Origin of the sequence: Skermanella rosea (assembly GCF_016806835.2) — a bacterium.
GTDB classification, from domain to species: Bacteria; Pseudomonadota; Alphaproteobacteria; order Azospirillales; family Azospirillaceae; genus Skermanella; species Skermanella rosea.
In genome coordinates, this window is record NZ_CP086111.1 from 5568125 (window position 1) to 5589781 (window position 21657).

General features: G+C 63.3%; 23 protein-coding genes. 17 read left to right on the top strand and 6 right to left on the bottom strand.

Annotated elements, in window-relative coordinates; genetic code table 11:
• Nucleotides 1-25: 25 nt before the first annotated feature.
• The 4 genes from JL101_RS25990 (at nt 26) to JL101_RS26005 (ending at nt 4247) form a co-directional block, all read left to right on the top strand.
• On the top strand, nt 26-667 hold the full coding sequence (locus JL101_RS25990) for a CoA transferase subunit B (protein WP_203102274.1): 642 nt from the start codon (nt 26-28) through the stop codon (nt 665-667).
• Between the two features lie 92 nt (nt 668-759).
• Nucleotides 760-1551 (top strand): 3-oxoadipate enol-lactonase, encoded by a 792-nt coding sequence (pcaD, locus tag JL101_RS25995; protein WP_203102273.1) that lies wholly within the window; start codon nt 760-762, stop codon nt 1549-1551.
• Between the two features lie 54 nt (nt 1552-1605).
• Nucleotides 1606-2814, top strand: coding sequence for a benzoate/H(+) symporter BenE family transporter (locus JL101_RS26000; RefSeq protein WP_203102271.1), 1209 nt, complete (start codon nt 1606-1608; stop codon nt 2812-2814).
• Between the two features lie 143 nt (nt 2815-2957).
• Nucleotides 2958-4247, top strand: coding sequence for an amidohydrolase (locus tag JL101_RS26005; RefSeq protein ID WP_407697445.1), 1290 nt, complete (start codon nt 2958-2960; stop codon nt 4245-4247).
• A gap of 360 nt (nt 4248-4607) precedes the next feature.
• Here the strand turns inward: JL101_RS26005 and JL101_RS26010 are convergent, their stop codons facing one another.
• The gene (locus tag JL101_RS26010; protein ID WP_203102267.1) at nt 4608-4835 is read right to left on the bottom strand and encodes a dodecin; all 228 of its coding nucleotides are present in this window, start codon (nt 4833-4835) and stop codon (nt 4608-4610) included.
• 797 nt (nt 4836-5632) lie between these two features.
• On the opposite strand from JL101_RS26010, the gene JL101_RS36970 reads away from it, so the two are divergent.
• The 4 genes from JL101_RS36970 (at nt 5633) to JL101_RS26025 (ending at nt 8203) form a co-directional block, all read left to right on the top strand.
• Complete coding sequence (locus JL101_RS36970) at nt 5633-5857, top strand: (2Fe-2S)-binding protein (RefSeq protein WP_203102265.1); 225 nt, start codon at nt 5633-5635, stop codon at nt 5855-5857.
• Nucleotides 5858-6106: 249 nt separating this feature from the next.
• Nucleotides 6107-6520: an anion permease gene (locus JL101_RS26015; protein ID WP_203102264.1), complete on the top strand. Its 414-nt coding sequence runs from the start codon at nt 6107-6109 to the stop codon at nt 6518-6520.
• Between the two features lie 660 nt (nt 6521-7180).
• Nucleotides 7181-7642, top strand: coding sequence for a nucleoside diphosphate kinase regulator (rnk, locus tag JL101_RS26020; RefSeq protein ID WP_203102263.1), 462 nt, complete (start codon nt 7181-7183; stop codon nt 7640-7642).
• A gap of 246 nt (nt 7643-7888) precedes the next feature.
• On the top strand, nt 7889-8203 hold the full coding sequence (locus JL101_RS26025; protein WP_203102262.1) for a metal-sulfur cluster assembly factor: 315 nt from the start codon (nt 7889-7891) through the stop codon (nt 8201-8203).
• A gap of 27 nt (nt 8204-8230) precedes the next feature.
• On the opposite strand, the gene JL101_RS26030 is transcribed toward JL101_RS26025, so the two are convergent.
• The 3 genes from JL101_RS26030 to JL101_RS26040 all read right to left on the bottom strand — a co-directional run bounded on the left by JL101_RS26030 (nt 8231) and on the right by JL101_RS26040 (nt 11134).
• Entirely contained in the window at nt 8231-8902 is a 672-nt protein-coding gene (locus JL101_RS26030; protein WP_228435167.1) for a Crp/Fnr family transcriptional regulator, read from the bottom strand.
• A 235-nt stretch (nt 8903-9137) separates the two neighbouring features.
• On the bottom strand, nt 9138-10475 hold the full coding sequence (locus JL101_RS26035; RefSeq protein WP_203102260.1) for a HAMP domain-containing sensor histidine kinase: 1338 nt from the start codon (nt 10473-10475) through the stop codon (nt 9138-9140).
• Nucleotides 10472-11134, bottom strand: coding sequence for a response regulator (locus JL101_RS26040; protein ID WP_203102259.1), 663 nt, complete (start codon nt 11132-11134; stop codon nt 10472-10474). The genes JL101_RS26035 and JL101_RS26040 overlap by 4 nt, the downstream gene beginning before the upstream one ends.
• A 147-nt stretch (nt 11135-11281) precedes the next feature.
• On the opposite strand from JL101_RS26040, the gene JL101_RS26045 reads away from it, so the two are divergent.
• From JL101_RS26045 to JL101_RS26070, 6 genes are all read left to right on the top strand, one after another.
• Nucleotides 11282-11683, top strand: a complete 402-nt coding sequence (locus JL101_RS26045; RefSeq protein WP_203102258.1) for a PepSY domain-containing protein — start codon at nt 11282-11284, stop codon at nt 11681-11683.
• A gap of 52 nt (nt 11684-11735) precedes the next feature.
• Nucleotides 11736-12227, top strand: a complete 492-nt coding sequence (locus JL101_RS26050) for a hypothetical protein (RefSeq protein ID WP_203102257.1) — start codon at nt 11736-11738, stop codon at nt 12225-12227.
• Between the two features lie 211 nt (nt 12228-12438).
• Nucleotides 12439-12909 carry a DUF2271 domain-containing protein gene (locus JL101_RS26055; protein WP_203102255.1) on the top strand — a complete coding sequence of 157 codons (471 nt, stop codon included), beginning with the start codon at nt 12439-12441 and terminating at the stop codon, nt 12907-12909.
• 26 nt (nt 12910-12935) lie between these two features.
• Nucleotides 12936-15146 (top strand): PepSY domain-containing protein, encoded by a 2211-nt coding sequence (locus tag JL101_RS26060; RefSeq protein WP_203102253.1) that lies wholly within the window; start codon nt 12936-12938, stop codon nt 15144-15146.
• On the top strand, nt 15127-16131 hold the full coding sequence (locus tag JL101_RS26065) for an FAD:protein FMN transferase (protein ID WP_203102251.1): 1005 nt from the start codon (nt 15127-15129) through the stop codon (nt 16129-16131). The genes JL101_RS26060 and JL101_RS26065 overlap by 20 nt, the downstream gene beginning before the upstream one ends.
• The gene (locus tag JL101_RS26070) at nt 16128-16673 is read left to right on the top strand and encodes a hypothetical protein (protein ID WP_203102249.1); all 546 of its coding nucleotides are present in this window, start codon (nt 16128-16130) and stop codon (nt 16671-16673) included. The genes JL101_RS26065 and JL101_RS26070 overlap by 4 nt, the downstream gene beginning before the upstream one ends.
• Nucleotides 16674-16680: 7 nt before the next feature.
• Here the strand turns inward: JL101_RS26070 and JL101_RS26075 are convergent, their stop codons facing one another.
• Together JL101_RS26075 and JL101_RS26080 are read right to left on the bottom strand one after the other, a co-directional pair.
• Complete coding sequence (locus tag JL101_RS26075) at nt 16681-17874, bottom strand: NnrS family protein (RefSeq protein ID WP_203102247.1); 1194 nt, start codon at nt 17872-17874, stop codon at nt 16681-16683.
• Nucleotides 17875-18078: 204 nt separating this feature from the next.
• Nucleotides 18079-18351, bottom strand: a complete 273-nt coding sequence (locus JL101_RS26080) for a hypothetical protein (protein ID WP_203102246.1) — start codon at nt 18349-18351, stop codon at nt 18079-18081.
• A gap of 624 nt (nt 18352-18975) precedes the next feature.
• On the opposite strand from JL101_RS26080, the gene JL101_RS26085 reads away from it, so the two are divergent.
• From JL101_RS26085 to JL101_RS26095, 3 genes are read left to right on the top strand one after another with little or no spacing between them, the layout of a single operon-like run.
• On the top strand, nt 18976-19428 hold the full coding sequence (locus tag JL101_RS26085) for a c-type cytochrome (RefSeq protein WP_202684831.1): 453 nt from the start codon (nt 18976-18978) through the stop codon (nt 19426-19428).
• A 57-nt stretch (nt 19429-19485) separates the two neighbouring features.
• Nucleotides 19486-20835: a cbb3-type cytochrome c oxidase subunit I gene (locus JL101_RS26090; protein ID WP_202684832.1), complete on the top strand. Its 1350-nt coding sequence runs from the start codon at nt 19486-19488 to the stop codon at nt 20833-20835.
• A 23-nt stretch (nt 20836-20858) separates the two neighbouring features.
• Complete coding sequence (locus JL101_RS26095) at nt 20859-21656, top strand: CbbQ/NirQ/NorQ/GpvN family protein (RefSeq protein WP_228435168.1); 798 nt, start codon at nt 20859-20861, stop codon at nt 21654-21656.
• Nucleotide 21657: the final 1 nt, after the last annotated feature.

Consider the following 21657-nt stretch of genomic DNA (forward strand, 5'->3'; position numbering starts at 1 on the left):
GAAAATCAAGAAGAGGATAGAGATCATGGCATGGACACGCGAGGAAATGGCGGCGCGCGCCGCCAAGGAACTGCAGGACGGCTTCTATGTAAACCTGGGCATCGGTATCCCGACGCTGGTCGCCAACTACATCCCCGACGGCATTGAGGTGACGCTCCAGAGCGAGAACGGCATGCTCGGCATGGGTCCCTTCCCGTTCGAGGGCGAGGAAGACCCTGATCTGATCAACGCCGGCAAGCAGACCATCACCGAGTTGGCCAAGACCAGCTACTTCAGCAGCGCCGACAGCTTCGGAATGATCCGGGGCGGCCATATCGACCTGTCGATCCTGGGCGCCATGCAGGTCGCCGCCAATGGCGATCTGGCCAACTGGATGGTTCCGGGCAAGATGGTCAAGGGCATGGGCGGCGCCATGGACCTGGTCGCCGGGGTCAAGAAGGTGGTCGTGGTCATGGAGCATGCCTCCAAGGACGGCGCGCCGAAGATCCTGAAGCAGTGCACCCTGCCGCTGACCGGGGGCGCCGTGGTCGATCTGATCATCACGGACATGGGCGTCTTCCAGGTCGATGAGAACGGCGGCGGCCTGACGCTGATCGAGGTCGCCCCCGGCGTCTCAGTTGACGACATCAAGTCCAAGACCGAAGCCGAGTTCAAGGTCGCGGTCTGATGCCCGGTAGTTATTTGAAAAGGCAGACCAGCGGATCATCCAAGGTCTGACCTTCCCGATATCCAGGAAATGCACCCGGGAAAGGTGGTTCCATGCCTTCGATCACCGTCAAGGACGTCGATCTGCACTACGAGCTGAGTGGTCCCGAGGGAGCGCCCGTCGTGGCCTTTTCCAATTCGATCGGCACCACGCTGGAAATGTGGGATGCGCAGGCAGAAGCACTGTCCGGGCAATACCGCTGCCTGCGCTACGACACCCGCGGCCATGGCCGGTCCACGACCGTTGACCGTTCCATCACCATCAACGATCTCGCCGATGATCTGGCCGGTCTGCTTGATGCTCTCGGTATGCGAAAGGCGCACATCGTCGGCCTGTCGCTCGGTGGCATGACGGCGCAGGCCTTCACGCTGCGCTATCCGGAGCGGACCACAAGTCTCACCCTGATGGCGACCGCGGCTTACCTGCCGCCGGCCGAGGCCTGGGAACAGCGTGCCGTGACGGTGTGCCGGGATGGCATGGCGGCGATCAGCGATGCCGTCATTGCACGCTGGTTCACGCCTCCATACCCGCAGGCCTTCCCGCAAAAGGTGGCATCGGTGCGCGAGCGCTTCCTGCACATGGATCCGGGCGGCTACGCGGCCTGCTGCCGGGTCATCCGGGACATGGACCTGCGGCAGGATATCGGGCTGATCACCACACCGACCCTTATCATCGCCGGGGCCGAGGATCTGGCAACGCCGGTCGCACTGATGGGGGACATCCGCGCTCGCATCGCTGGCTCGGAACTCGTGATCCTGCCGGATGCTGCGCACATCCTAGCGATTGAGCAGGCCGACCGTGTCAACCGGCACCTGCTCGGCTTCCTCGGTGCCGTAGCGGCCTAGAGCAGACATTCACGCACAAGTGAAACGCACACCCAATCGTGCCAGAGGATGGTCATGCAAAAACCCGCCGCCGGTACCGAAAATACGGAAATTCCCGGAAAACCGACGCTGAGCCGGGACTGGTCGGTGTCCGCCATCGCGGCCGGGTTTCTCGCCGTGCTGATCTCATACTCAGGCCCGGCGGTGATCTTCTTCCAGGCGGCGGACGTCGCCCATGTGTCCGGCGACATGATTGCCTCCTGGATATGGGGCATCTCGATCGGAGCCGGAGTGTCGGGCATCCTTCTGAGCTGGGCCTTGAGGGTGCCGGTCATCACGGCGTGGTCGGCTCCGGGCACGGCATTGCTGATCACACTGTTTCCCGCCATCACGCTCAATCAGGCGGTCGGCGCCTACATCACCGCCGCGGTGATTATCTTCCTGATCGGCATCTCCGGCTCCTTCGACAGGATCATGCGGCGTATTCCGCCGGGCATCGCTGCAGGCATGATGGCCGGCATTCTGTTCCAGTTCGGGGTCAACGCCTTTAAGTCGGCGACCACCATGCCGACGCTGACATTTGGCATGGTGGTCGCCTATGTCGTGTTCCGCCGCCTGGTGCCGCGCTACTCCATCGTTCTGGTGCTCGCATCCGGCGTCATCCTGGCAATGCTGCTGGGCACCACCAACATCGGCGTCCTCGAACTGCAGCTGACGACACCGGTGTTCATCAATCCGGAATGGACCTGGGGCACCACTCTGAGCCTCGCCCTTCCTCTGGTGCTGGTGAGTTTGACGGGGCAGTTTCTGCCCGGCATGGCGATCCTGCATCTTTCCGGCTACCGCACGCCGGCGCGGCCGATCATCACCGCCACCAGCCTGGCATCACTTGGGGTGGCGTTTTTCGGCGGCATCACCATCGTCGTTGCGGCCATCACCGCCGCGCTGTGTACAGGCAGGGATGCCCATGAGGACCCTGCCAGGCGCTATGTCGCGGGGATCGCCAACGGCGTGTTCTATCTGATCGGCGGGACCTTCGCCGGCACGATCGTGATGGTCTTCACCGCCCTGCCCAGGGAGTTCATAGCCGTCCTCGCCGGCCTTGCCCTGATCGGCGCCATCGCCGCCAACATCACCGCGGTGGTGCGGGAGGAGGATCATCGCGAGGCCTCCGTCATCACCTTCCTGGCAACCGCGTCGGGCATGAGCTTCCTGGGCCTGGGTTCCGCTTTCTGGGGGGTAGTGATCGGCGGTTTTGCTTACCTGGTGCTCAATAAAGCGTAGCATTGCCGGCCACGGCACTTTGACCTTCGCGGACATCGGCTCCGGCATGTCATGGCGAACCTGTTCTTCAAAAACTACGAGCGAGGAGGAAACTTAATATGCGGTGCGCGCAATATATCTCGACCTTCGCCCTGGCGGCGGCAGTGTTGCTCGTCTGCCCGCACGCCGGAAAGGCGGATTCCGTCTCCCTGGAGGCGGCTGTCAGGGACAGGACCGCCTCGATCGAGGGAAAGCTGATCGCTTGGCGCCGGGATATCCACCAGCATCCCGAACTCGGGGACCAGGAGACCAGGACCTCAGGTATCGTAGCCGATCACCTGCGGAGCCTCGGGCTCGATGTGCGGACCGGCGTCGCCCGGACCGGCGTGGTCGCCGTCCTGAAAGGGGCAAAGCCCGGCCCGACAGTGGCCCTGCGCGCCGACATGGATGCCCTGCCCGTCAAGGAGCCCGAAGGACTGCCCTTCGCCTCCCGGGCCAAGTCCCGATACCTGGGCAAGGAGGTCGATGTGATGCACGCCTGCGGGCACGACGCCCATACCGCCATGCTGATGGCGGCGGCCGAGGTGCTTGCAAGTCTCAAAGACCAGCTTCCCGGCACCGTGCAGTTCATCTTCCAGCCGGCCGAGGAGGGCTCGAGCCTGCACCCACCTGGGTCTGACCAGATCTCGGGCGCCAAGCTGATGGTAAAGGAAGGGATATTCGCTGACACCAGACCGGATGCGGTTTTCGGCCTGCATGTCATGCTCGGAAAGTCAGGCGAGATCGCCTACCGTCCCGGTGCAGTCCTGGCCAGCAGCGACAATCTCGAAATCAAGGTGACCGGCAAACAGGGCCATGGCGGCATGCCCTGGCAGACGATAGACCCGATCACGACCTCGGCGCAGATCGTCAACGGCCTGCAGACCATCGTCAGCCGGAAGGTCGATCTGACGACTTCCCCTGCCGTGGTCACGATCGGCACCATCAACGGAGGGACCCGCGCCAATATCGTGCCTGAGACGGTGGCGATGACGGGCACGATCCGGACCTACGACGAAGCGATCCGCGATCAGGTGCACCGCGACATCACCACTGTCGCTGAGAAGATCGCCGAGAGCGCCGGCGCCTCGGCGGAAGTGTCGATCAGCCGCGGTTACGACACCACCGTCAACAACGATGAGCTGACCGGGCGCATGCTGCCGGCGCTGGAACGTGCGGCCGATGGCAGGATCCGTCGCTCCCTGCCGGTTGGCGCGTCGGAGGATTTCTCGGTGTATGCGAGCGAGGCGCCCGGCCTCTTCGTCTTCCTGGGAGTAACGCCGGACGGTCAGGATCCCACAAAAGCCGCTCCCAACCACAGCCCCAACTTCTTCGTCGATGAGGCAGCGCTCGTGGTCGGCGCCCGGACCATGGCCTCACTGGCCGTCAACTATCTTGCATCGCCGACCAAGTGACGACGACCTCAAAACAACAAAGCTGACAGGCAGACTTCCTTGACGCGATCATCGGTTTCCCGGCCGAACCTCGGCCGAGGAAGTCACCTTGTTCAAGAACGGCGGCGGCGCTTATCTCGACCTGATAAGTCGCCGTCCTGGTTTTTGAGATCAGCAGGAGGGGCTGATTGCAGCCTTATGCAGCGCGCGCCGACTGTTTGGCGTCAAGTGACAGACTCCCGCCAGTTTCTGATGTTGGACTTCCAATGTTGGACGGGGTTTATGGTGGCGAGCGTGCTAAAGAGACAGCACTGCCGAAGTCCGAAACCCCTAAGGAGTTTGGCCGAATGCCGCCAAATCGTAAATCGTCGTCTAGGACCTTCAGGCTCCAGGATCGAGCGTATCATCCAAGGTGAAACCGACCTTGAGAGTTACTTGATAGTGCGTCACCTTCCCTCCCTCGATCTGCCCGCGGGTTTCGAGAACTTCAAACCAGCGAAGATGTTTCAGATTCTTCGATGCCCGCGCGATCGCGTTCTGTATCGCGTCCTCTACGCTGCTCGGCGATGAACCAACGAGCTGAATGATCTTGTAGATGTGGTCGCTCAAATCGGACCTCCTGTTGATGAAGATTTCTTCAGGATGTTCTGGCTAATCCGCGCGTCAGCCTGGGTAACGTCAGAGGGGGGTCGTGGCGAACGACCAGTATATCCACACGCCGGGCACTGCCGTTCGACATCCAGACTTGGGGGCCAGGAACTGTCACAAGGATAAATCCAGCCTGTAGACCTGGGGTAACTATAAGTTCGGTGTGAGAACAAGTCCGGAGAGAGCGGTGGTGGGCTCCCGCCTCACTGCCTATGAACCCTTTGGCTCTCTCCGGGCCGTATCCGTGTCATGCCGCTATTCCGTGATCCGGATCTGTATCGCGGAAGTCGAGGCGGCCTCCTGCTGGGGCTTATCCACCTAACCTCCTATGGGCTACGCTCATCCCGATTGCCGCTCTCCGGCCGGTCGGATGTTTGCCGACGAGATCTACGCGGCGTTCTGTCCAGGTGGGGTCATCGAACCTCCTGTCACGGCGGACTGCTTCGGCAAGAAAACGTCCTGGGGATACGTGCCTGCGAGGGTCATGCCGCAGCCGTCAGGAATTATGTTTCCTATGCCTACTAAAATCTATAATAGGATTTCTGCTGTAGCCGTCAAGAGGACAGTTTCCACTGGTTGCCGGCTGTCGGCCCTGCTGCGGGCTATACTGCGCTTCTGCAAGAGACCCTCAGCTTGCATACCTGGTGGGTATAAACTTAAACGTATAAAGTATTGGCGTCTACTGGATACGAACTGCGATAGTTCTCTCAGAGTACGAACAAATCTATCCAAGAATAATAAAGCTGAGGGAGAGAGCAGTGTACGTCTGCATCTGCAACGCTTTCACGGAAAAGCAAGTTTGCACGGCGATCCGCAAGGGAATATCAACACCGTCCGGCCTGTTTCGTCATCTCGGTTGCGTTCCGCAATGCGGAAAGTGCGTACCCACCGTGCGGCACATGGTCAAAGATCCTGAAAGTCTTTTGAGCCCGCCCGGGCATCATGACAATATCTATCATGTCGAGCTGCAGGCTACTGGATGATGGCGGCAGTTTCCTGGTCATTAGCCCAGGCGCCAAGGACACTCCCCGGTATTACTCGATTGTCTGGAGCACTTGGCTCGATAATCATCCATACTCCCCCGATCTGGAACGGCTCAGCTCCAGGCGGTGATTGAATTTTCGAGCGTCCACCCCCTGCCCTGGAGGGCCTCTGGACGGGCAGTAAACCAAGACTTGCAAGGCGCCCCGGTATGAAAGGCGCTCCACTCCTTCTTCACCGAGGATACAACCATGTCGCCTACCAGCTTGAGCAAGCCACCCGCAACTCCCGGCTCGCCGGCAGAGGAGGCAGATAAGGCGGACACCTTCGACATCGGTCCGAAGCGCAATGTGCCTGGCCTGATTGCCGGCCCCGTGGCTGGACTGCTGCTGGCATTGGTCCTGCCCGACAACCTGGCCTTCGAGGGCCGCGCTGTGGCCGGCTGCGCACTGTGGATGGCGATCTGGTGGATGACCGAAGCGGCTCCGATCCCGGTCACTTCCCTGCTGCCGCTGGTGCTCTTCCCGCTGTTCGGCCTGGATACCTTGCGGAATGTCGCGGCACCCTACGCCGATCCGGTGGTTTTCCTGGTGACGGGTGGCGTTATTCTGGGGCTCGCCAAGGTTTCCTGTTCGGAGGCATTCTCGCCCTGGCTGCCGGCCTGATGCACTGGTACAGGGCGCTGCGGATCTCTCCTGGCCCAGGATGCCAGCCCTGACACCACCCGTGGTGATTGCCTGAAACTGATGTGGAGAAAATCGTGTCGCATGCCTCTCAGGCGGCTCGTCGAGCCCACGGGTGGCGCAAGAAGTCCGGAGTCAGTTTTCAAGGTTTGACAAAACATGAAGATGAACTAAGATGATCGGTATGTTTATCATCGTGTCCTTTGATCGTCTCCTGCATCGCGCAGGTCACCTCATCGCGGGCAACTAGCCCCGGGCTCGACGCGTGCCGCCGGGTCGCGGGCCCGGGGGCACTTTCAGGACACTACAACTCATCCAGTCTTTTGGAAAAGCGGACGTTTAAGGCGTCCGAAGCGGCGGCGTTTCAAAATACTGTGTCTGTTCCGTCTGGCGGAGAGACGCCTTGCAGGCTGCTGAGCGCCTGCAAGTTCGGCATGCAGTCGCGTATCGTCGAGAGGAGATCCCCGATGGCGTTGAAACCGAAGACCCCTGCTAGCGAGTTCAATTCCGACCCTGGAGTGGTGTTGCCCGATGAAAAGGTGGTGAGACTGGCGCCGAAACTTCGCCCCCGCTCGCAGGACCAGCAGATTGCTCCACAGGGCGACGGGGACGATTCGGGTCCTGCCGCCGCCTGATAATCAAATGCCGGAAAACCGCACGACGATGGAGGATAAATTGAGGAAGAACATACAGGTCGGATCGCCAGCTGGTCGAAAGCAGCCCCGCATCACGCTCACGGCGGATGACCATGACCGCCTTTCGGCCCTGGTGCGCGCCGCCACGGGAACGATGCCGGAAGTCGCCTCCTGCCTGGCCGAGGAACTGGATCGCGCTTCCATACTCCCGAGGGGTCAGGCTGCCGAAGACATCGTGTGTATAGGCAGCCAATTGGAGTACCGGGACGAGGCGGCGGGAACCGTACGGACGGTGACGCTGGTTTATCCGGGAGAGGCCGACATCTCGCAGGCGAAAGTTTCAGTGCTCACGCCGATCGGGATCGCCCTGATCGGCCTCAAGGCAGGACAATCGATCACTTGGGAGACGCGGAACGGGACTGTGAGAGAACTGACCTTGCTTGGGGTGCGGCAGCCCCAGGACGCCTGACCGCCATAGGCCAGGGACGCTGCGGCGGATATCGTCTCTTTCGGGAACTCTCGCCAATCCAGGGCGGGTGGCTTATTGAGGTCACGCGCGGCGAAAGGATCCTGCCGATGAAACAGCTGGAAGCCTTGGCTGCAGCCACGCGAGCGGCTGCAGCCAAGGCTGCGTTCTTGTGCGGATGGTCCGCCGCAGTTATCTGTTGGATCTATTCAGGTCCAAACTGCTGAGGTGAAAGGAAAAAACCGCCCCATGAATTCCGAACAAGCCATTTCTGCCGCATGGGAAGCACTGGGCCACGTCCTCGATCCCGAAACCGAACTCAGCGTGGTCGAGATGGGCCTCGTCTACGGTGTCGAGGAGACCTCGAACGGCCTGCGCGTCCTGATGACCCTGACGCATCCGAGCTGTCCGATGGGCGGTCTGATCGTGGAGCAGGCGGAAGCGGCGCTGGCTGCGGTTGCTGATCCTGCTTACCCGGTGCAGATCGAGTTGACCTTCGACCCGCCCTGGACTCCGGACCGGATCACCGCCGAGGGTCGCCGCCGGTTGGGCCGAGCCGGGTAAATTCGTCCGCCTACTTGGTATGGGCGCTCAGTCCTCGGGGGTATCCTCATCCTCCAGGCAGAACTCCCGTAGGGCATCGATATCAGCGATCGACACCACCGAGCCGTGAACCTCGACGCCGATCGGCCGCAGCTTCGCGAGCGCCCGGGAGAAAGTCTCGGGCTGGATCCCGAGCCGCCTTGCGACCAGGGATTTCTCCAGCGGAAGCTTGAAGGAAGCGTTGCCTCCGCCCGGAGGGCACAGTTTGAGCAGGAAGCTGCCGGCCCGCTGGGGAGCGGACTGGACCTGAAGCTGCTCGACCTGCTGGACCAGCATGCGCAGGCGCGTGGACAGGGAGCCCAGCATAGCGAACGCCGTCCTGACGTCCGACTGGACGCAGCGGGCGAATGCCTTGGATGTGATCGACAGCACGCGGAGGTCCGTCACCGCCTGGGCGCTGACAGGGAAATGGCCCCCCGCAAACATGGCCGCTTCGGCAAAGCTCTCGCCAGCATTCACCATCCGGATCACGGCCTCGGCCCCGTCACGGTTGACCCGGTACAGCTTCGCCCAGCCTTCCAGCACGACAAAGAACCGATCCGCCGGATCTCCCTGCATGAACAGGTCGGCTCCCCGCTCCACCGTCCGCACCGTGGCGGTCGTCAGCAGCGAGGCGAGATCCTGTTCGGCGAGTTGCTCGAACATTGGCAAGTTGCGCACGAGATCAGCATCCCGTGCAGATAGACCGGCAGGCAGAGTGGGCATGAACGAGGCTGTTCCCTGTGATGGCTGCCATGTGGCTGTAATCAGGAGGATCAAGATCAGACCACGATCATATCAAACCTGGTCGGAAATGGGCAGCCTACGGTGTTCAAACGACATCCTTCGCGTTCCGACGAGGGAACAAAAAGGGTGTGTCTACCACCTGCCTTCAATAACGGGTTCGACCAGAAGCTCACGTGGCGCCATCGAGAGACAGAACCGCTTCGAACCCGTCGGTACGGCCGGATGCCGGGGAATACAGCACAAGCCGGCCTCCGGCGCCTTTGGCGATGGCGTCGGCAATGGCGAGGCCTAGCCCCGAGCCGTCGGCAGCGGTCTGGCCACGCTCGAAGCGGCGAGACAAACGGTTGAGGATTTCGGGCGGTACGAGCGGGCCGCCATTAATGACGCGCAGTACACCGCACCGCGTCAGCGCGATGCGCACCGGTTCATGCGCAGCGCCATGGCGCAGGGCGTTTTCGATCAGGTTCCGGGCCAGAATGGCGAAGGCGTCAGGATCCATGTAGGACAGGATTTCACCCTGGGGCATCTCGATCTCGATCCGGCCTGCCTCGCCCGCCTCTTTGCGCAGCTCATCCACAACCATGCCAAGGACCGGTGCAATATCCATTTCCCGCTCGGCCCGCAGGCGCCCGCCCTCGGCCCGAGCCAGCTGCATCAGTTTCTCCGACAAACGCGAAAGGCGCCTGAGCGCCGTTTCAATCTCCAGGGCACGGTCGCGGGCGGCGCCCTCACCGGTTTCGGCGATCAGACGCTGGGTTTGCGCAAGTGCCGCTGCAACGGGCGTGCGCAGTTCATGGGCGGCGTTGGCAGTGAAGCTGCGCTCGGCTTCCAGCGCGCGGCGCAGTCGGTCCAGAAGAGCGTTCACCGCTCCGGCGACAGGTTCGATTTCGGCAGGGAGACCACCCGCCGGCACTGGGGCAAGATCGCCGCTGCCGCGCATCGCGATCGCATCCCGGAATGCCCGGATCGGCCGAATCGAGCCCCGCACCAGCGCCCAGACCCCTAGAAGGCTGAGCGGAACCAGCAGGACAAGCGGCAGGGCCAGCGCCCAAACCGCTTCGTGCGCGACTTCGCGGCGGTGCGCCAGGGGTTCGGCCACCGAAATCGTGACCGTGCCCTGCAGGGCCGCGTCGTGATAGATGCGATGCGTGGGCGTCGAGGCGAAGCCCGTGCCGGTAAAGGGTGGGAAAGCGGCCTCGTCCGCCGCATGCGAGCGCATCAGCACCGTGCCCCCGGCATCGCGCACAAGATAGGTGAAATATTCCTCATGCGCGCGCAGCGTTGCCACGCGCTGCGTAATGGCGTCGTCCTCTTCGCGGTTGAGTATCTCCAGTACGGCAACCGGCAGTATCCGCTGCCCCGTTTCCTCAAGCGCGCTGTCGAAGACCTGATCTAGTTCCGCGTGCAGAATAAGGGTCGTCACCACGGCCGCCGCCGTCCACAGCACCGTCAGCCCAAGCGCCAGCGCCAGCGCCAGCCGCCCCTGAAGGCTGCGCGGCACGGTCATCCGCCAGCCCCCAGGCGATAGCCGATACCGCGCACGGTCTCGATGACCTCGTGCCCCAGCTTCTTGCGCAAGCGACTGATATGGACCTCGGTCGTGTTGCTTTCGACCTCGTCATCGAAGGCATAGAGCCGCTCTTCCAATTGCGCCCTCGACATCAGCTGACCGGGGCGCTGCACGAACGCTTCGAAAAGGACCCATTCGCGGGCGGTCAGCGCCACCGGTTTCCCCGCGCGGGTGACCCGCCGCGCGGCAAGGTCGATCGTGAGGTCGCCGATCTTGATCAGCGGGTTGGGATTGCCGGAATACCTGCGCGCCACCGCTTTCAGCCGCGCCGACAGTTCCGACAAATCGAAAGGTTTGACCATGTAATCATCGGCTCCCGCGTTCAGCCCCTCGACCCGGTCCGAGATCTGGTCGAGTGCAGTCAGGATGATGACAGGCGACACATCGCCTCTGGCGCGCAAGCCGCGCAGGAAATGAATACCCCGCCCATCAGGCAGCATCAGGTCCAGCAGGATCAGGTCGTAGGAAGCGATTGCCACATGATCGTCGGCGGCGTCCAGCCGTGTGACCCAATCCACCGAATGGCCGTCGGCGCGGATCTGGTCGCGCACGGCGGCGCCCAGGATCGTGTCGTCCTCCACCAGAAGCACACGCATTTGTCCGACTCCTCATGATCTTGCCGCCTCTTAATGCCGTGCGAAGCTGACGGCCACCTGAAGCGGATTTCAATGAAGACTTCAGGTGACCTTCAGGATGGGGTGTCAGAGATAAGGCATCGCCATCCCATTATGGGAATATCAAAGATGAGAAAGACAGTTCTTGCCGTTGCCGTCCTGCTTAGCTCTCTTGGCGCGGGATCGGTGCTGGCCGACGAGGACGATTGCCGTACAACCATGTCCGAGTGGCAGCCGCGTGAGGCGGTGGTGGCCACGGTCGAGGGGTTCGGATGGCAAGTCCGGCGCGTCAAGGTCGATGACGGCTGCTACGAGGTCAAGGGCCGGGACACGGACGGCAATGACGTCGAGGCGACGCTTGATCCGGGCACGCTGGCGCTGGTCAGGTTGGAGGTCGAGTTCCGCCCCGGCGCCGACCCGTCGCGCTATGTGACTGGAGCGCGCACCACGGCGCCGGCCCCCGCGCAGCAGACGCCGCCCGCCAACCGCCTGTTCAACAATGGCGCACGGCCTTCCGTGACTGTCGAGTGATGATCCACGTCTGTGATCCACTGGTCAGGATCTTTTTAGAGGAGTTCAAGTCATGAACGTACAAAAGCCTCTGCTGTCCGCGCTGCTTGCGGCAAGCCTGATGTGCGCCACGGCCGGGGTTGGGCTGGCGGCGGCTTCGCCTTCCCACCAAGGGCACGCCGGCACCGGCGCGGCAATTGCCGAGTTGACCCTCAACGATGGTCAGAAGTGGCCAAGCGACACCGCCCTGCGCGAGGGGATGACCGGGATTCGCGCCATCCTGCGCGCCTCATTGAGCCAGATCCATGGGGGCAGCTTTTCGGCGGCCGAGTACGCTGCCTTGGCTGACCGGGTGGAGAGCCAGGTCAATGGCGTCGTCCGGAACTGCCGTTTGCCACCGGAAGCCGATGCCCAGCTCCACCTGGTCATCTCCGACATTCTCGATGGCGCCGAAATGATGAGGAACGACAATGGCCGTGTCGAGGGCGCCATCAAGCTGATGCGGACACTTCACGCCTACGGCGACTACTTCGATCACCCCGACTGGCACACAGTCGCCAATTGAGTCGGGATAAGCAATCCGGTCGATCCGACCCGACGTTCCCTCCATGCCGCATCGTCCTCCCGCTACGCCCCGCCCCTCGCGCGGGGCGTCTTTCTTTGAAGCCAACGCGAACCTGACGGCGACCTGAAGCTGATTTCTTCCGACGTTCAGGGGCGTGTCAGGTGGCCCGGTCAGTTTGGCCCCATCGGATACGTTACCGGAGGCTCAAACAATGAAATCCCTGCTCGCCGCTCTCGCTCTGACTACCGCGCTGACCCTGCCGCAGATCGCCATGGCGAAACCCGTCACGCTGACCACCACGCTGAACGATTACGGTGGGGATGGAGCCTATCTGGCGCTCTATGTGACCGATGCGAAGGGCGCCTATGCCGGCAGCCTCTGGATGGCGGGCGGCAAAACCAAATACTACGAGCATCTGCGCGACTGGCACAGCGCCACCGGCGGAAATGCGGCGGAGATCAACGGCATCACCGGGGCCAGCGTCGGCGCCGGGGGCACGCTCAAGATCACGCTCGATCTAGCCGACGCCCTGTTCGACGCGGGCTACAAGCTGCACATCGACGTCGCGGTCGAGGATATGCGCGACAGCCCATCCGAGGTGGTTGTCGCGCTCACGAGCACCGGGGCCGGCCAGCCGGCATCGGGCCGCCGCTATATCCGCAACTTCACCTACGGCCTGTGATTCCGACTTCCGAAAGGCGGTTCGTCGTGCTGCGTCAGCTTCACAAATTTCCCGGCCTTCTTGCGGCACTTCTGGTCAGCGTCCTGGCGCTGAGTGGTGCGGTTCTGTCGGTCTTTCCCGCGCTGGAGCGCAGCGGCGCCGTCACCGCACCGGTGGGTACGGTCAGCGTGGCCGATTTGGCCGGTTGGCTCGCGGGCCGCTATCCGGGCATCGAGCAGATACGGCGCGCGCCTTCGGGGAAGGTCACTGTTCTGTATTTCGAAAATGGCATCCCCGCCTCGGTGGTCGTGAACCCGGTGAGTGGCCAGGCGGTCGCGGACTATGCGCCTTCCGGCGTTGAACGCTGGGTGACCAACCTGCACCGGTCGCTCTTTCTGGGCGATGCCGGACGGATTGCCGCCGGGCTGGGGGCGCTGGCGATGTTGATGCTGGTGGTGTCGGGCCTTCAGATGACCGCGCGGCGCATGGGGGGATGGCTGCGAATCCTGGGCCGGGCGCGCGGCTCGCGCCGCCAGCGCCTGCATGTCGATTACGGGCGAATGGCGGCGGCGGGGCTGATGCTGTCGGCGTTCACCGGAATGTACATGTCGCTGGCGACGTTCGACGTTATCCCCGGCGGCACAGCCAAGGCCCCTGACTTGCCGGCGGAGGTGAATGGCGGCCCGACCATGCCGGTGGACCGGATCGACGCTTTCCGGAGCATCGACCTGGGCGACCTGCGCGAGTTGACCTTCCCCTACCCGGATGACCCGACGGATGCCTACGGCATCAAGACCGCCACGGGCGATGGTTATGTCGATCAGTCTACCGGCCAGATGCTGGTGTGGCGGGACCATGGCGTGGCACAGCAGGTCTACCAAACGATCTACATGCTGCACACCGGGCAGGGCCTTTGGTGGCTCGGCCTGATCCTCGGGACAACGGCGCTGGCCGTGCCCGTGATGTCAATAACCGGTGTGCTGGTCTGGGCATCGCGCCGCAGTACGCGGTCCCGGATCAGGGCGAATATATCCGCGCGGTCGGCCGATACCATCATCCTTGTCGGCAGCGAGAGCGGCAGCACCTGGGGTTTCGCGCGCACCTTGCACGATGCTCTGACCGCGAACGGCCACAAGGTGCATACCGGCGCGATGGACAGCTTGGCACCCGCCTATCCGTGTGCCGACCGGATGCTGATCCTCGCCGCGACCTATGGCGATGGGACGGAGCCCGCGTCGGCCAAACACTTCATGGCGCGGCTTGACGCGATGCGGACAGCACCCTCCTGCCCCGTCGCGGTCCTAGGCTTCGGAGACCGGCAGTTCCCGAAATTCTGCCGGTTCGCGCGAGATGTCGAGACGGCGCTGGCTCGGAAGGGCTGGCCATCGCTGATGCCGCTTGCCACCATCGACTGTCAGTCCACGCAGGCGTTCGCACGCTGGGGTGCCGCACTGTCCGAGGTTTTGGGCGAAGCGCTGCCTCTGACCCATGTGCCCGTCCGCCCGCGCAGCCACGCGCTGACGTTGCTCGCGCGCAGCGACTATGGCGAGGCGGTGCAGGCACCCACCAGCATCTTCCGCTTCGCCCTGCCGCGCCGTGGCCTGCTGGCGCGGCTGACGGGTCGGGCCTTCCCGCGCTTTGCCGCGGGCGATCTGGTGGGCATCCTGCCGCCGGGCAATGGCATGCCGCGCTATTACTCACTGGCCTCGGGCACGAGTGACGGGTGGTTGGAGATTTGCGTGCGCAAGCATCCGGGCGGGCTGTGCTCGGGCCATTTGCACGCTCTGCGGCCTGGGGACCGGATCGAGGCCTTCATCAAACCCAACCCCGATTTCCGACCCGTGCGCGGCCGCGCGCCGGTGATCCTGATCGGTGCCGGCACCGGGGTCGGGCCTCTTGCGGGATTTGTCCGTGGCAATCGCCGCCGCCAGCCGATGCACCTCTACTTCGGCGGGCGCGATCCGGCCTCTGATTACCTCTACGAAGGCGAGATCGCCGGGTGGCTGGGCGACAAGCGCCTGTCCCGCGTGACCACCGCCTTTTCCCGAGTCGCGGGCCGCGATTATGTGCAGGACCATATCCGGCGGGACGCAGATGCGCTGCGGGCGATGATCGCGCAGGGCGCACAGATCATGGTCTGCGGCGGGCGCAACATGGCCGATGGCGTCAGGTCGGCGCTCGACGACGTGCTGACCCCGCTCGGCCTGACCCCGGCAACGCTGAAAGCGCGAGGAAGGTATGCCGAAGATGTCTATTGAGATGACCCGCCGCGCCCTGAACGGACCGACGATGGGAACACGCTGGTCGGCGCTGGTCCATGCCCCCGCCTCGACCGATCCCGACGGGCTGCGCGCCGCGCTGGCGCGGGCCGTGGACGAGATCGACTGCCAGATGTCCACCTGGAAGCCTGCCAGCGACCTGATGCGGATGAATGCGGCGCCTCCGGGCCTTTGGGTCGATCTGCCGCCAGCACTGATGCGGGTGCTGGCTAAGGGGCTGGAGATCGGGCGCGTCTCGAACGGGGCCTTCGACATCGGACTGGGCGACCTGACCAACGCCTGGGGCTTCGGCCCCCAGACGGCGGACGCCGGAGCGATCCGCGCGCATCTGGGCCAAAGCCGCCTTCCCGCCCATGACGTGCTGGAACTGGACACCGAACGGTGCCGCGCCCGCAAGCACGGAAACTTGCAACTGGACCTGTCGGGCATCGCCAAAGGCTATGGCGTGGACCGGATGATGGCGGTGATCGAGAGGTTCGGGATCGCATCGGCCCTTGCCGGCCTTGACGGGGAGTTGCGCGCGAAAGGCATGCGGGCCGATGGCAGGCCCTGGACCGTCGCGATCGAAAAGCCCGATTACGAGATGCGCGAGCCGATTTCCGTGCTGACGCTTCAGGACGCGGCGGTCGCGACCTCGGGCGACTATCGCCACTGGGTCGATGTTGGGCGGATGCGTCTGTCCCACACGATGGACGCACGCACCGGCGGGCCGCTGAACAACCGCGTGGCATCGGTCACGGTGCTGGCCGGTACCTGCATGGAGGCCGATGCCTGGGCCACGGCGCTGATGGTCATGGGCGAGGCCGCCGGCGTCGCCTTTGCCGATGCCCAGGGCCTGAACGCCCTTTACATTCTGCGTTCCGAAAACGGTCTTACGCAACACCCGATCGGAGCAACTTTCGCTACAGGCCAGCAACAGCGTGGACTTAACGGTGTCCGGAATGTTTTTACGCTGGCATCATGACCGTCAACGATGACGTGGAACACGTATCATCTTCTGATCCGGAGTGCTTCATGCGGATCCCAGCACGCGTTTTCGCTTCCGCCGTCCTCTTGTCCTTAACGATGGATGCCACCGCCGTCGATCTGCACCATTTCTGGGATCAGACCTGTGCGGAATGTCATGGCCACTCAGCCGAATTCTCGCGCCGCTTCCTGACGGTCAGGGATGGCAAGCTGACGGGACGGCGCCATAAGGATGAGCTGCTCGGCTTCCTGAGCAATCATCATCTCCCGCTGGAGCTCGTGATCCCGGTCCATGACATGCTGCTGGCCCAGGCAAGCACCGGCCCCCAGTTCAAGGACCGATGCGGCAGCTGCCATGATACTGCGGCCGCGCTGGCACGGGACTCGCTCCTCATCCGAGATGACAAGCTCTACGGCAAGGGAACCGGCCGTCCTGTCGCCGAATTCCTGATAGGACACGGCAGGCTGAAAGCGGACGAAATCCCGTTCTTCGTGGATCTGTTAACGCGTGTGGAGCGCGAGGTTCATGGACACCCATGAATCTTGCTCATCCTGGCCGTCCATCTACACGGGGTCCCAGCAAAACGGGAACACACTCCACCAGAAAGAGGACGAAAGCTGTTGCCCACAACAACCCGGACAATCCGATCACAGGGGCCTGGAACTCCGGCGCTGCGATCGGGCCGAAGACCCGGACCAGGGCGGCGAGGTTGATGATGGTGAAGGCGGCGGTCATGAGACGGGTCGCCTCAAGCGGGCGTCCGGTATGGCCGCGGGCGGTGCGGGCCATCATGCCCAGGGTCAGGACGCCGATGCCGCCGATGGTGAAGGCATGATCGGGCGTGCTGACCGGCAGATCGAGTCCTAGATCCAGCGCCGCGCGCAGGAACAGCGCCACCGCGATCCAGGCGTGGCCGGCGTGCAGCACCCAGAGCATCGGAACACTGCGCGTCGCCCACGGTTTCCAGGGCAGCGCGCGGGCGACCAGCAGTGATGCCGAGGCGAGGGCCGCGACACCGCTCGCCGGTGTTAGCGGCGCCAGGACGGAAAGCACCGCGGCCAGTGCGGTCGCCGCCGTGGCGAGGGTATCCAGCCGCTCGCTGCGGTCGGCGCCTGCCACAGGCAGACGGTTCTTGGTGAAGAACGGGATCACCCGCCCGCCCATGATCACCAGGATCACCAGCAGGGCCGCGAGCACCGCGCGCGTGGCTTCCGCCCCGAGCGGGGCGATGCCGGCCGCGTCCAGATGCAGGGTGAGGTTCGCCAATGCCAGGAAGATCAGGACGAACGGAAAAGCGATGTTGCGCCGGTTCCGGGTCGCCACCAGGGGCGGCAGCATGGATGCGGCCGCCAGCGGCAGGAAGGCGGTATCCACCGCGGCGACTACCTGCCATGGCAGGCCGGCACCCGCCAGCATGACCACGCGGCCCGCGACCCAGAGGGCGGCCAGCCCGGCGAGCTTCAAGCCGGTGGCTGTCGGTCGGCCTGTCCAGTTGGGGATCGCGGTCAGCAAGAACCCTACCAGGACGGCCGAGGTGAACCCGAACAGCATCTCGTGGGTATGCCAGCCGACCGCGCTGAAGCCACTTGGGATGGTGAAATGCCCGTGCCAGACCATCACCCACAGCGGGATCCAGGCAGCGGCGAGGCCGGCTGCAAGCAGGTAGAAAGGCCGGAAGCCCAGAGCGAACAGAACGTAGGGCCGGTGCTGAGCGGACGCGGTGGCGGTCGGATTGGTCACGGGTGGGGCCTCGGAAACGGTGACGGATGCGTGGCCGCATCATCTCCCGAGGCAGGAGCGCGGTGCTTGATCCTGGTCAAAAGCAGGAGGGCGGAGACGCAGATATGCCGGAACCCTCAGCCAGAGCCAACCAGAAGAATTCCTGTTGTCCGGTTCTGCAGGCCGACATGGTACTACTTGGCTGCTTCGGATATGCGGAGTCGCTCAGGCCTCAGAACTATCCCGGAGCAGGCAATGCTCGATATAGTGCTCCAAAGCCCGCACCGTGACCACCGCCTCACGCCCCTCCCCGAGGATATGCCGCTGCGACTCTCCGGCGCCGGCGGGCTGGAAAATCATGGTGTAAACGACGGTATTCTTGTGGGGGTGATCGGTCTGGCGTACATCCCGACGGCCGGTGGAGGAAGCGATGTAAGTTCCGATTTCGGTCAAGCCGATGAAGGTGTCGCGGTCCGGATCGTAAGTGAAATCAATCATACCCCGTTCCAATATTCATCGACTTTGTACGTCGGCGGACCATAAACCAGGCCCCCGCTCATGGACAATATTTTTCCGTCAGCGGATAAGCAGAGCCTGATGATCAGCAGCATTAGGCATATAACCGCCTCAGAAGCCCGATAATTGGTTGGGACATGAGGCAATCGAAGCCACGACGCGGAACAGTCCTATTTACTAGAACTTTAGTACCGGCTCGGTGGATGTCCCGAGGCACCAGCTATGACAGGCGACCTGCGGCCACCACCGCTCTCTCTGCAAATAAGTATGAGATCGATCACCTCGGCATGATTGTAATCGCCTACCCAGGGAAGAATCCGCGGAAATCTTTGACAAAAAAGTGAAACCTTGCGTTGGAGCAAGGTTTCACATCCACGATGGTGGTTATGTACTCCCCTGAAGTTCATCAAAGGAGAACGGATATGCATCCGACGGGACGCGGGTCACGTACATAAGAAGCAAGCAGGGTTCCTGCGGCACGCGAAACCAATCTGCCCTCACAAGAGCACAGCGAGCAGGCAATGCCCTGGGTGCGTGTTCAAAATTCCCATCCGGTGATGATCATCCCCGAGAAAGTGCCGGAGGGCGCTCAACTGAGGTTAGGTGATGACCGAACGGTTCACAAAATCAGCCGTCCGCAACATTTTCTACGGCGGTTCCGCATTCTTCTTCGTCACCTTCGTGGCGCTCACGCTCCACAGCCACTACTACATGGTGACGGTCAGCACTGATGAATCGACGCTGACCGAGGGCGTCGTGCGCGGCAAACATGTCTGGGAGAAGCACTCCTGCATCAACTGCCACTCGCTGCTTGGCGAGGGCGCCTACTTCGCGCCCGAACTCGGCAATGTCTGGGTCCGCTACGGCGGCCGGGAAGACCCGGAGGGTGCCCGGGCGGCCCTGGTCGCGTGGATGCAGTCCCAGCCCAGCGGCATCGAGGGGCGCCGCCAGATGCCGCAGTTCAACCTCACCGACCAGGAACTGAACGACCTTTCCGACTTCCTGGAGTGGACCAGCCGCATCAACACGCAGGGCTGGCCGCCGAACGACGCGGGCTGAGGTACGACGGAATATGAACCTGCGGAAAAACGACGCTGGCCGGAGGGGAGCCACCGAATGAAGTACGATACCCAACGAATCGCCTACTGGTATTTCGCCTGCGCGATGACGCTGTTCGTCGTCCAGGTGCTGGTCGGCGCACTGGCGGCAACCGTCTACGCCGTGCCCAATTTCCTGGCCGAGATCCTGCCTTTCAATATTTTGCGCATGATCCACACCAATGCGCTGATCGTCTGGCTCCTGCTGGGCTTCTTCGGCTCGGCCTACTACCTGATCCCGGAGGAGGCGGAGCGCGACATCGAGAGCCCGATGCTGGCCTATGTCCAGCTGGCGATCCTGATGGTGGGCGCCCTGGGTGCCGTGATCGGCTACACTTTCGGCATTCACGGCGGGCGTGAGTTCCTCGAGCAGCCGCTCTGGGTCAAGATCGGCATCGTCGTGGCAGCCCTGATCTTCCTCTACAACGTCTCCCTGACCGTGCTGAAGGGCCGCAAGACGGCGGTCGCCAATGTTCTGCTGCTGGGCCTGTGGGGCCTCGCGCTGTTTTTCCTGTTCGCCTTCTACAACCCGTCGAACCTTGCCGTTGACAAGATGTACTGGTGGTACGTCGTCCACCTCTGGGTCGAAGGCGTGTGGGAGCTCATCATGGCCTCCATCCTCGCCTTCCTGGTGATCAAGCTGACCGGCGTCGATCGCGAGGTGGTGGAGAAGTGGCTCTACGCCATCGTCGGCCTGGCGCTGTTCTCCGGCCTGCTCGGCACCGGCCACCACTACTACTGGATCGGCGCCCCGGGCTACTGGCAGTGGATCGGCTCGATCTTCTCGACGCTGGAAGTCGCCCCGTTCTTCGTCATGGTGCTGTTCGCGTTCACCATGGCCTGGAAAGGACGGCGCGATCACCCGAACAGGGCGGCCTTCCTGTGGACGCTGGGCACGCCCGTCTTCGCCTTCTTCGGCGCCGGCGTGTGGGGCTTCATGCACACCCTGTCCTTCGTCAACTACTACAGCCACGGCACCCAGGTCACCGCGGCGCACGGCCATCTCGCCTTCTTCGGCGCCTACGTGATGCTGGTCCTGTCGATCATCAGCTACGCCATGCCGCACCTGCGGGGCCGCGCACCCTACAACCAGGTGCTCAACATGTGGACGTTCTGGATCATGACCTCGGCCATGGCCTTCATGACCTTCGTGCTCACTTTCGGCGGCGTCGTGCAGATCCATCTCCAGCGCGTCATGGGGCTGACCTACATGGAGGTCCAGGAGCAGCTGGCGCTGTTCTACTGGATGCGCCTCGGGTCCGGCGTCTTCGTCGTGATCTCCGTGCTCCTGTTCGTCTATGCGATGTTCGGCCCGGCCCGCGAACAGGCGCCGGCGCGCATGCAGTCCTCCGTGGCGCCGGCCGAGTGATGGCCGCGGCTATGGACAACCCGATGGGAGGAACGGCGGCATCCGCCGCCGTTCCCTTCTACACGCCGACCGGCAACGAAGTGGCGCTGTTCGAGCATGCCTACCGCAACCGGCTGCCGCTGCTGCTCAAGGGGCCGACCGGCTGCGGCAAGACCCGCTTCGTAAGTCACATGGCGGCGCGACTCGGGCGCCCGATCCACACCGTCTCCTGCCACGACGACCTGACGGCCGCCGACCTGACCGGGCGTTACCTGCTCAAGGGCGGCGACACGGTCTGGACCGATGGCCCGCTGACCCGGGCCGTGCGCGAGGGTGCCGTCTGCTACCTGGACGAGGTTGTCGAGGCGCGGAAGGACGTCACCGTCGTGCTGCATCCGCTGACCGACGACCGCCGCCTGCTGCCGCTGGAGCGCACCGGGGAGCTGCTGGAGGCCCCGCCCGAGTTCATGCTGATCGTCTCCTATAATCCGGGCTACCAAAACATTCTCAAATCGCTGAAGCCCTCGACTCGCCAACGATTCGTCGCCATTGAGTTCGGCTTCCCGCCTCCCGAGGCCGAGACCACGATCGTCGTCCAGGAGAGCGGATTGGCGAGGGACCGGGTGGCGCCGCTGGTTCGCCTCGGCAACGCACTCCGGGATCTCAAGGGGCAGGATCTCGAGGAAGGGGTATCGACCCGCCTGCTCGTCTACTGCGCCACTCTGATCCATTCCGGCATGAAGTCTGAGGAGGCCATCCTGGCCGCCATGATCGAGCCGCTGACCGACGACCCGGAAGTCAAGAAAGCCCTGCTGAGGGTCGTTGAACTCACGCTGGGTTAAG